The organism is Corallococcus sp. AB045 (assembly GCF_003668895.1).
In the GTDB taxonomy this organism is placed as follows: domain Bacteria; phylum Myxococcota; class Myxococcia; order Myxococcales; family Myxococcaceae; genus Corallococcus; species Corallococcus coralloides.
This window is the reverse complement of the sequence record NZ_RAWN01000285.1, coordinates 1-9,221: the sequence shown is the minus strand read 5'-3', so window position 1 is coordinate 9,221 and position 9,221 is coordinate 1. Positions and strand designations below refer to the sequence as shown.

The window sequence follows — 9,221 nt, the reverse complement described above, 5'->3', positions numbered from 1 at the left end:
GGGACGACGAGGGCGCGTGGGACTTCGCCCCACTTGGGGTCGGGGACGCCGATGACGGCGACCTCGGCGACGTCGGGGTGGCCGGCGAGGACGCTCTCGACCTCGGAGGGGTGGATGTTCTCGCCGCCGGAGATGATGAGGTCCTTGGCGCGGCCCTCGATGCGGAAGAGACCGTCGGCATCGCGGGAGGCCAGGTCGCCGGTGTGGAGCCAGCCGTCCACGAAGGCGCGGGCGGTCTCCTCCGGGCGGCGCCAGTAGCCGGCGCACAGGTGGGGGCCGCGAAGGAGCAGCTCGCCCACGTCACCGGGGCGCTGTTCACCGTCGATGCGCGCTTCGACGTGGAAGAGGGGCACGCCGACGAAGCCCGGGTGCGAGCGCATGACGGCGTCGGGGAGGAAGAAGTTGTTGGGGCCGCCCTCGGTGAGGCCATAGCCGGTGCGGAAGGAGATGCCGCGAGCGAAGAAGCGCTCGAAGACGGGGGCGGGACAGGGCGCACCGCCGCTGATGAGCAGCTTGAGGCGGGAGAAGTCCACGGCCTCGAAGCGAGGATGCCGCTGCATCTCGATGAACATGGTGGGCACGCCGAACACGAGGTTCACGGAGCCCGAGTGGATGAGGTCGAAGCACTGCGCCACGTCGAAGGCACGGCACACGACGGAGGCACCGCCCGCGTACACCAGGGGCAGCGTGAAGACGTTGAGGCCGCCGGTGTGGAACAGGGGCGCGTTGAGCAGCGCCACGTCGTCCTGGGTGAGGCCCCAACTGACGACGGTGTTCACGGCATTGGCGGTGAGCGAGCCATGCGTAAGCACGGCGGACTTCGGAAGCCCGGTGCTCCCGCCGGTGGAGCACAGCACCCAGGGAGCATCCGCCTCCAGTTCGATGGAGGGCAGCGCGCCGGTCAGTTCGTCACGGGAGGAAAAGAGCGGATCCGTCAGGCAGATCCAATGCGCATGGTGCCGGGGGCGCAAGGCGTCCGCTTGAGCGCGGAACTCCGGCCCGAAGCAGACGACGGAGGGGGCGACATCGGAGAGCAGGCCGTGGAGTTCCTCCACGCCCAGGCGCCAGTTGAGCGGCTGGAGCACGGCGCCCAGCTTGGCGCAGGCGAACACGAGGTCCAGCGTCTCCACGCCGTTGTAGGCGAGCACCGCGACGCGGTCCCCCAGGCCCACGCCCAGGTCACGAAGCAGCAGCGCGGTCCGGTGGGCGGAGTCATTCCACTCCGCCCACGAGACGCGCCGCCCACCCCGGAGCGAATCAACGAGCGCCGTGCGCTCCGGGGCGAGCGAAGCCCGCCGGGCCAGCCAGTCGTGGACGATGGGCATTGCGGCTCCAGGCTAGACCACGATGCGATTCCTGCATCGGATTCTGGCTACTCGATCTGGTACCAGATCTACCCCTCCCACGAAGCTACTGGCACGATGCAGCGCCTGCCGCACTGCTGGAGATCGTCAGATGCCTTCCGCCGAGAGTCCCGGGCCGTCCCCTGCCAGTCCACCTGGGCGTCGGGCTCCCCTGCTTTCGCGCGTGACCCTGCGCGACTTCCGCAGCATCGAGGCTTGCGACGTCGCCCTCGGGCCACTCACCTTCCTCGTAGGCCCGAATGGTTCCGGCAAGAGCAACTTCCTTGATGCCCTTAGGTTCGTCACGGACGCCTTACGAACCTCCTTGGAACAGGCAATTCGAAGCCGGCAGGGGATTCACCACATCGTGCGCCGCGCAGTACCGGCCTCCATGCAATTCGGAATCCGCCTCGACTTTCATCTGCCCGAAGGCACGAGCGGCCATTATTCCTTCAGCCTTGGCAGCCAGCTTTTCGGGGGCTACTTCGTGCAGGAGGAGGAATGTTCCGTTGGAGAAGCCAGCTACCGCGTTTTCGACGGAGAGCTGGTCGTCAAGCCTTCCCCAGTAGCCCCTCCTGCATCACATGACCGTCTCTACCTGACCAACGCAGCAGGCCTCATCGAGTTCCGCCCCGTCTTCGATGCATTGTCGAACATGGGATTCTACAACCTCAATCCGGATCAGCTTCGTGCACTTCAGCCTCCCGACAAGGGGGAGTTCTTGATCCGTGACGGCTCCAATCTCCCAAGTGTCCTGGGGCGCATGGAGAAGCGCGCCGACGACACTACAACTCAGCGCATTGAGGAGTATCTCCGAGCCATCGTGCCAAACTTGAGGGGAGTGGAATCGTCTCCCGTCGGCCACATGGAAACCATTCAGTTCCATCAGCACGTCGAGGGTGATGACGAAGCCTGGGAGTTCCCGGCCGTCGACATGTCAGATGGGACACTCCGAGCGCTGGGTATTCTCGTCGCGCTGTTTCAGCCCCGGACCGAACCGCGGATCCACCTCGTGGGTATCGAGGAGCCTGAGGTCGCACTCCATCCAGCGGCCGCAGGCGTCCTGCGTGACGCGCTCCGAGATGCATCTCAGTACGCCCAAATTATTGTCACAAGTCACAGCCCGGAGCTGCTGGATGATCCCAGCATCCAAGCGGACGAGATTCTCTCGGTGGTGTCGGACCGCGGCCGCAGCATCATCGCACCAGTGGATGCGGAGACCCGGTCCGCACTCAAGGACCGGCTCTACACCGCGGGCGAGCTGCTGAAGGCCAACCAATTGTCTCCGGACAGGAAGGCGATCCCCCAGGCGGATCAGCTCAAGCTCTGGGAGCACGGCAACGAATGAAGCTGGGGCTCATCGTCGAGGGACACGGTGAAGTCATCGCCGCGCCCATCCTCGTGAGGCGCCTGACGCAGTGGTTGGCGCCCGCGGTTCATCCGGAAGTCCTCCTTCCCCATCGCATTCCACGAGGTCAGCTCGTCAAGGAAGACGGACTGCGCCGGGCCATCGAGCTGACGGCCCGGAAGGTGGGCGATACAGGCCGCATCCTCGTCCTACTGGATGCAGACAAGGACCTGCCCTGTGTGCTCGGGCCACGGCTCCTGGCCTGGGCACGAGCACAGCGCGCCAACCGGATCATCTCCGTGGTCGTTGCGCAGTGTGAATACGAAGCGTGGTTCCTCGCAGCAGCCGAGTCCTTGAGCAGCCAGCGAGGCCTTCCTGCCTCGCTGCGGGCTCCATCCGAACCAGAGAGCATCCGCGACGCCAAGGGCTGGCTCGGCAACCACATGCCCAGCGGCTACAGCGAAACCATCGACCAGCCCGCCCTGACCAGCGTCTTCGACCTCGAAGCCGCTCGCCGAGCGGACTCCTTCGACAAGCTCGTCCGGGACATGGGCACCCTGCTGAACGTCCCCGTCCCGCCGCGGCCCTGACCCGCGAAGCACGGGCGCGCCAAAACGCGCCCGTGCTCCTCACGTCACGCCATCAATCCCGCGAAACGAAGTGCGCGGAGATCTTGTTCCACACCGCCGGGGTGATGCCCATGCTCAGGTGGTCATAGGCCATGCCCTCCTGCTTCGCGTCGGCGGCCTTCTTCGTGGACGTCCAGCCCTGGGTGAGCTGGGTCATCGCCGCGATGCTCGCCTCGAAGAGCACGCCGTCGCTGCGCAGCGCGGACGTGGTGGACGTCATGCCGTCCGTCTCGAACGGGGTCGCCCCGCCCGCCGTGCCGTACAGCACGTAGAGCGACGGCAGGCGCGAATCCAGGCCGTGCTCCGCCAGGCGCGTGATGAACTTGCCGCCCATCTCCATGGCCGCGGCCATGCCCAGGCCGTCCATGATGCGGTACTTGCCGTAGCCCAGCGAGTCGGTCGCCTCCACGTTCAGGTTGCTCGTGTAGAGGCGTGCCGCGTGGTACGCGAAGCACGGCGAGCCCACCGGGTCGAACGCCGTCGTGCGGCACACGCGGTGGTCGCTGGACGCCATGTAGCCCGCGGCGAAGAACGGGTTGTACGGGTTGTAGATGAGCTTCGTGTCCAGCCAGGGGAAGTAGCGGTTCTCGTCCGGATCGATGTTGTCCCACGCGGACGCGCTGCGGTCCGGAATCGGGTACGTGCCACGCAGGTCATACGCCGCCTGCAGCTGGCCCGGGTACGCCGTCACGTACTTGCCGCTGTCGTTCACCGCGCCGAAGAGGCTCATGTTGTAGTCGTCGAACTTGAACGACGACGCGGACAGCCCCTGGTTCGTGTTCAGCGTCTGCAGCGTGCTGCTGGACACCGGCGTGCCCGTGCTGGACAGGCCCGTGATGTTCGACAGGTAGATGCGGCGGAAGTAGTCCGTCCACACGCCGCCGGAACCCGCGCACACGCTCTCCGCGTAGGGGTTCTTGAACCAGGGCACGTCGTACCCGAACGTCACGCACTGGAACGCGGAGAAGTACGTCCACGGCATCGGGCCACGGCCCACCGGCGCGTTGGAGGCCGTGCTCGCGATGGTCAGCGTGTGGATGGGGTGGCGGAAGTTCAGGTCGATGCCCTTGTGCGGGCCGGACAACGGCACGTACACGCGCACCGAGTCGTCATACGCCGGCACCTGCGACGCCTGCTCCTTGGCCAGACGCTCGAAGAAACGCGTCGTGCTGAAGCCGCCCCACGTGGCCGCGTTCTCCAGCCAGGGGTCCACCGCCAGCACGCCCTTGCTCCACGCCACCACGTCCACCCGCGCCACGCCCGGGTGCAGCGCCTTCACGCGCTGCACGGCGTTGGCCACGTGGATGGCGTGGTTGAAGTTGTCGCCGTGGAACGAGCCGAACGTCACCGCGTACACGCAGCGGTTCTTCGACTCCAGGTCCTGCACCATGCCCGTCAGCTGCGCCGCGCCGCCGTAGGTGCCGCCCGAACCGTTGTTGCCGTTGGGGAACAACCACACGTTCGCGTCCTGGATGGCGCCGTGCACCAGCAGCGTCGGCGTCTTGTTGACGTCGCAGGTGCGCGCCGCGGTGGCCCGCCCCTTGTGTAGCAGGACGAAGCGCGCCTCCGGCTTGGTGGGGCCGGGCGTGGGGCAGGCAGCCCCAGTCGACGAGGTGGCACAGCTGTTCCCGTAGTAGAGGTTGAACGCGTCCACCAGCTGCTGGTTCAGCGAACCGAAGTACGTCTTCAGCGGGTAGTCGCTGGACTGGAACGTGTCGTAGTTCCGCAGCTTCAGCGTGCGCGGGTTGTAGTACTCCGTGCGGAAGCGCTGCTTGCCTTCCAGCAACTCAATCTGACCCCAGGACCACGAGGGCGGCGTCAGCGTGCCCACCACGCGATAGGGGGTGGTGAAGTTGGTGGGGATGGCGTCGAAGTACGGGGCCAGGTCCGCGTCCAGCGGAGCCTCGGCCGTGGCGACGGACTCCTGCGCCTGGGGTGCTTCCGCGGGCGGTTCTGCCCCGCAACCTGCCATCAGCAATGCGGCCGTGAGCGACAAACTCCAGTTGCTTCGCATGCGGACCTCCGGTTGGGTGAAGGGTGCGGCGACAGCGGACTTCGACTGAGAGTGGACGCACGGGACACACGACGCCCCCCAGGGTCTCCCCGGAAAGGGCCTCGCGTGCCTTACCGCGCGTCAGGAACGCCTAGCGGGCGTGCTCCTGCAGGAACGGGACGAGCAGGTCGTGGAACTCCTTCGTCTTCTCCAGGTGCGGGCTGTGGCCCGTGTCCTGGAGGACGACCTCGCGGTAGCGGCCGCCGTTGGCCGCGTAGCGCTCCATCACCTTGCGCATCTGCGACACCATGGGCTGCGGCGGGTACTGGGCATCCCCGGGCCAGCCGGGCACCGCGCCCAGCTTGCCCAGGAAGCCGAAGTCGAACAGTGACGTGTCGGAAACGATGGCGTCGTCCGCGCCGCGGATCCACAGCACGTCCGGCCCCTTCGTCAGCGCCGCGAAGGAGGAGGTGTTGTAGTAGGCCGGCGCCATGGCGTTGTTCATGCCCGTGGTGCCCGGCGCCACACCCGGCCAGTTCGTCGACGTGGAGAAGTTGCCCGGGTACAGCTCGTCCGACACGTGCGTGTCCAGCACGGAGTCCAGGAGCATCTCCTCGTCCGGGTGGCGGAACGGCGGCTTCACGTAGCAGCCGTTCATCACGTTGCGCGGCGACGTCTGCGACTCCGTGGAGCGGTCCTTCGTCTTCAGCCGCTGCACGAAGTCCGGGTTGGCCGTACCGCCGCCGGAGCCCGCGAAGTCCGCCCAGCACGGCGTGCCGTCCGCGTCCTTCGTGCCACCGAAGCCGTAGGGAGACAGCGGCGCCTCCACCACCAGCCCGGCCACGCGCTCCGGGTGGTCGATGGACAGCTGCATCACGATGCCCGCGCCCGCCGAGTGCGCCACGAACACCGCGCGCTTCAGCGACAGCGTGTCCATCAGCGCCACCAGGTCATCCGCGAAGTCGCGCATGCCGCGCGTCGCGTCGATGGTCTTCGCCTCCGTGTGCCCGTAGCCGCGCATGTCCGGCGCGATGCCCCGGAAGCCCTCGGGCAGCGTCTTCATCAGCGACTCGAAGAACGCGGACGAGGAACAGTTGCCGTGCACGAAGATGACGGGAAAGCCGTCCTCGCCCACGAGCCGCGCGCGCACCCGGAGCCGCTGCGTGGGGATGTCCCGGATCTCGACCTTCCTGGATGTATCAGCCATGTGCGCGCTCCTGGTTGCGTTGCTTGAGAGAGGAAAATCCGTGCGTCACGAAGCGGCCCGCGCGTCAGCGGCGATGGCCGCCTCGCGCAGCTCGCGCTTGAGAATCTTCCCGGCCGGGGACACCGGCAGGGACTTCACCAGCTCCACCCGCTTGGGGACCTTGAAGCGTGCCACCCGGCCCTTGAGGTGCTCGAGCAGCGCCTCCGCCGAGGCCTCGGCCCCGGGCTTGAGCACCACGTAGGCGCGGCCCGCCTCGCCCCACTTCGCGTCCGGCACGCCCACCACCGCGCACTGCTGCACGGCGGGGTGCTCGTAGAGGACGGACTCCAGCTCCAGCGGGTACACGTTCTCTCCGCCGGAGATGAACATGTCCTTCTTGCGGCCCGCGATGGTGAAGAAGCCATCCGCGTCCACGCGCGCCAGGTCCCCGGTGTGGAACCAGCCGTCCGCACTGATGGCCTCCTTCGTGGCGGCGTCGTCCTCGAAGTAGCCGGAGCACATGGAGGGCCCCTTCAGCACCAGCTCCCCCACCCCGCCCACGGGCACCACGTGGCCGGCGTCGTCCACCAGCTTCGCGTCGATGAAGTAGTTGGGCCGGCCAATGGAGCCCGCCTTGGACACCGCGAACTCCGGCCCCATGCTGAAGATGCCCGGGCCGAACTCCGTCATGCCGAAGCCCTGCTTGAAGGGCACCGGGTGCACCGCCTGCCACGCCTGGAGCAGCGGCACCGGCAGGGGCGCCCCACCGCTGGTCACGAAGCGCACGGAGGAGAAGTCCGTCCCCTTCCAGCGCGGCGAATCCATCAACTGCTGGTACTGCGTGGGCACCGCGAAGAAGAGCGTCACCTTCTCCTTCGCCACCAGGCCCAGCATCTCGTCCGGGTCCCACCGGCGCATCAGCACCACGGTGCCACCCGCGGTGAGCAGGGGCAGCGTGTAGACGAGCAGCCCGCCCGTGTGGAACAGCGGCGTGTGCGTCACCGTCACGTCGCCCTGACGGATTTCATGCACCAGCGTGTTGAGCGTGTTCCACGCCACCATGCGGTACGAAATCTTCGCGCCCTTGGACCGGCCGGTCGTGCCGCCGGTGAAGAGCAGGCAGAGGATGTCCTCCTCGCTCACCGCGTCGTTCGTCACGGGAGCGGCGGGCGCGTACGCCATGGCCTTCTCGTACGGATCCGCACCCGGCAGGCCCTGCGCTTCCAGCGACACCAGGCGCAGGCCGTCACCCACGTGCTCGCGCACCTGGGCCACCGCGTCCTTGAAGTCGTCCCCGAACAGCAGCACGCGCGGGCGGATGGCGCGCACGCCCTCCGTCAGCTCCGCCGCGTGCAGCCGCCAGTTGTAGGGCACGAAGACGGCGCCCAGCTTCCCGCACGCGAACAGCGTGTCCAGGTACTCCACGCCGTTGTGCGCGACGATGGCCACCCGGTCGCCACGCTGCACGCCCGCCACGTCCCGCAGCCAGCCCGCGAGCGCGTTGGCGCGCGCGTTCATCTGCCGGTAGGTGAAGCGGCCCGCGTCCTTCCGGGCCACGTCCACCACGGCCACCGCGTCCGGCCAGTAGAGGGCACCCCGCCCCATCCAGTCCCCGATGAACATGCGAAGAACTCCTGTCTGAATGAGGCGGGGTATGGGGGGACTAAGCCGTCCAGCGGTAGAGGGCGGACGCCATGGCGAGGCCACCGCCACTGGCGCAGAAGGCGACCAGGTCGCCCTTCTTCACCTTGCCCTGCAGCACCGCGTCGTCCAGCGTCATGGGGATGCAGGCGGAGCCCGTGTAACCCCACTTGTCCATCGTGTAGTGCGCCTTCTCCATGGGCTGGTTCAGCGCCTTCATCGTGGCTTCGATGGTGCGCAGGTTGAGCTGCGTGAAGACGAACAGCTTCACGTCGTCCAGCGTCTGGTCCGCGCGCTTGAGCAGCGTGTCCAGCAGGATGGGCCAGCGCTCGGTGTTGAACGTGGAGGGGAACTTGCGCACGAACTGCACCGCGGGCTTGCCGTCCGTCAGCGCCAGCGTCTCCGCCGTGGCGGGCCGGTTCGTGCCGCCCGTGTAGATGCCCAGCGCGTCGTGGTACTCGCCGTTGGCGAGCAGCTTCGCGCCCAGGAAGCCCGGCTTGTCGGACGCGCCCAGCACCACCGCGCCCGCGCCGTCCGCGAACAGCGTGCAGGTCTTCTTGTCCTTCCAGTTCACGTACCGGGTCATCCCGTAGGCGCCCACCACCAGGATGCGCTGGTAGCTGTCGTCCGCGGAAATCGTCTTCGACGCCACGTCCAGCGCCGTCACCCAGCCCGCGCACGCGGCGTTGATGTCGTACGTGCCCGCGTTCACCGCGCCCAGCTTGGCCTGCACCACGGACGACGTGCCGGGGCTCAGGTAGTCCGGCGTGTCACTGGCCACGAGCACCAGGTCCAGGTCCTTGGGGTCCACCTTCGCGCGGGCCAGCGCCTCCTTCGCGGCGGCCACGGCCAGGTCGCTGGTGGCCTGATTGTCCGCCATCACGTGGCGCTGCTTGATGCCCACGTTCTGCTGGAGCCACTCGTCCACCTTCTCGCCCAGGATCTTCTCCACGTCGGCGTTGGTGAGGAGCTTCTCGGGGACGTAGCGGCCGGTGGACAGGATGTTCGCGTAACGCATGACGGTGTTTCAGCTCCGGGGACCGCGTGACGGACGGCGGGGGGACGGCTTCGACTTCGGGGG

At 67.6% G+C, this 9,221-nt stretch carries 7 protein-coding genes; 2 read left to right on the top strand and 5 right to left on the bottom strand.

Features of this window, described 5'->3' with window-relative positions:
* Positions 1-1,325 (bottom strand): AMP-binding protein (locus D7Y21_RS38115; RefSeq protein ID WP_121718324.1); only part of this gene is annotated, 1,325 nt, incomplete at its 3' end.
* Positions 1,326-1,527: 202 nt separating this feature from the next.
* Between D7Y21_RS38115 and D7Y21_RS38110 the strand changes: the two genes are divergently transcribed.
* Both D7Y21_RS38110 and D7Y21_RS38105 read left to right on the top strand, forming a co-directional pair.
* The gene (locus D7Y21_RS38110) at positions 1,528-2,691 is read left to right on the top strand and encodes an AAA family ATPase (RefSeq protein ID WP_199724539.1); all 1,164 of its coding nucleotides are present in this window, start codon (positions 1,528-1,530) and stop codon (positions 2,689-2,691) included.
* Entirely contained in the window at positions 2,688-3,281 is a 594-nt protein-coding gene (locus D7Y21_RS38105) for a DUF4276 family protein (protein ID WP_120565408.1), read from the top strand. The genes D7Y21_RS38110 and D7Y21_RS38105 overlap by 4 nt, the downstream gene beginning before the upstream one ends.
* Before the next feature lie 52 nt (positions 3,282-3,333).
* Here D7Y21_RS38105 and D7Y21_RS38100 read toward each other — a convergent pair whose 3' ends face one another.
* From D7Y21_RS38100 to D7Y21_RS38085, 4 genes are all read right to left on the bottom strand, one after another.
* The gene (locus D7Y21_RS38100) at positions 3,334-5,334 is read right to left on the bottom strand and encodes a triacylglycerol lipase (protein WP_120565409.1); all 2,001 of its coding nucleotides are present in this window, start codon (positions 5,332-5,334) and stop codon (positions 3,334-3,336) included.
* Positions 5,335-5,464: 130 nt separating this feature from the next.
* On the bottom strand, positions 5,465-6,520 hold the full coding sequence (locus tag D7Y21_RS38095; protein WP_120565410.1) for an alpha/beta hydrolase: 1,056 nt from the start codon (positions 6,518-6,520) through the stop codon (positions 5,465-5,467).
* 45 nt (positions 6,521-6,565) lie between these two features.
* Positions 6,566-8,122 carry a long-chain fatty acid--CoA ligase gene (locus tag D7Y21_RS38090; RefSeq protein ID WP_120565411.1) on the bottom strand — a complete coding sequence of 519 codons (1,557 nt, stop codon included), beginning with the start codon at positions 8,120-8,122 and terminating at the stop codon, positions 6,566-6,568.
* A gap of 40 nt (positions 8,123-8,162) precedes the next feature.
* Positions 8,163-9,158, bottom strand: a complete 996-nt coding sequence (locus D7Y21_RS38085) for a 3-oxoacyl-ACP synthase III family protein (protein ID WP_120565412.1) — start codon at positions 9,156-9,158, stop codon at positions 8,163-8,165.
* Positions 9,159-9,221: the final 63 nt, after the last annotated feature.